Below are 1,237 nucleotides of genomic sequence, written 5' to 3'. Positions count from 1 at the left end.
AGCGCGCCCGTCGTTCGGTCCGGGATCGCGAGCGTCGCGAGCGGCGGCGCTTCACCGCCCACCTCAGACGCCGTCGCGTGAACTGGCTGGTCGCGGGCGGCGCCGTGGCGGCGCTGGCGGTCTTCGTGGCGGTCGGCGTGCTGAGCCCCTTGACCGCCGTCCGCGAGATCCGGGTCGTCGGTGCCTCGAAGATTGACCCGGATGCGCTGCAGCCGGCACTCGAACGCTTCACGGGCGTGCCGCTCGCGCTGGTCGGGGATGGCGAGGTGCATCGCGCACTCGAGCCGTTCCCCCTGATCCAGCGCTATTCGATCGAGCGGATCCCGCCGCACACCCTGCTCATCCGGATCGAGGAGCGGGATGCGGTGATCGCGGTGAAGCGCGGTGATCGCTTCGAACTGCGGGATCCGGCGGGAGTCCTCGTGGACCGGACGGACGGGCGACCGAAGGGCGTGCCGCTCGCCTCGGGCCGCGTGAAGGATCCGAGCACTCCGGCGTTCGCGGCGGCCGCCAGGATCGTCCGCGACCTGCCCGACGACATCCGCAGGAAGCTGGTCGGCGTGTCCGCGAGCAGCGCGCAGGACGTGACCTTCGAACTCACCGGCGGTCGGTCGGTCGTCTGGGGCGAGCCGGCCGAGACCCAGCGGAAGGCCGTGGTGCTGCGGGCGATGCTGAAGTCGGTCAAGTCGGCGTCCAGGATCGATGTCTCCTCGCCGGATACGCCCGTCTTCACCTGACCGGCGCCGGTGTTCGGCGGTGCGACCGGAGGCACGGCGTTTTTTCCTCCGGCGCGCGGTGTGTCGGGTCGGCGGGCGCGCGGGATGCCTCTAGCTTGAGGACTGGTAAATGTATACCCGAATACTAACTTTCACCTTGAAGTAGAGGTTGAAAGTTGAGGGGGAGGACCCACGTGTCAGCGAACCAGAACTACCTCGCGGTGATCAAGGTCGTCGGTGTCGGCGGCGGCGGGGTCAACGCGGTCAACCGCATGATCGAGCTGGGCCTCCGCGGCGTCGAGTTCATCGCCGTCAACACCGACGCGCAGGCTCTGCTGCTCAGCGACGCCGACGTCAAGCTCGACATCGGACGCGAGCTCACTCGCGGGCTCGGCGCGGGCGCCGACCCCGAGGTCGGGCGTCGCGCGGCAGAGGACCACACCGACGAGATCGAGGACGCGCTCGCCGGCGCCGACATGGTCTTCGTCACCGCCGGAGAGGGCGGCGGCACCGGGACCGGC

The 1,237-nt window shown here is 70.0% G+C and carries 1 protein-coding gene and 1 pseudogene; both read left to right on the top strand.

Annotation, left to right across the window (positions count from 1 at the left end; genetic code table 11):
• The coding region (locus ACFPZL_RS13375) for an FtsQ-type POTRA domain-containing protein (RefSeq protein ID WP_382335859.1) at nucleotides 1-737 on the top strand (737 nt) is incomplete at its 5' end.
• 173 nt (nucleotides 738-910) lie between these two features.
• Nucleotides 911-1,237: pseudogene (locus ACFPZL_RS13370) on the top strand (cell division protein FtsZ); the annotation flags it as partial.

Source organism: Leucobacter soli (assembly GCF_042659205.1).
GTDB classification, from domain to species: domain Bacteria; phylum Actinomycetota; class Actinomycetes; order Actinomycetales; family Microbacteriaceae; genus Leucobacter; species Leucobacter soli.
This window is presented reverse-complemented; position numbering and strand designations above follow the sequence as displayed.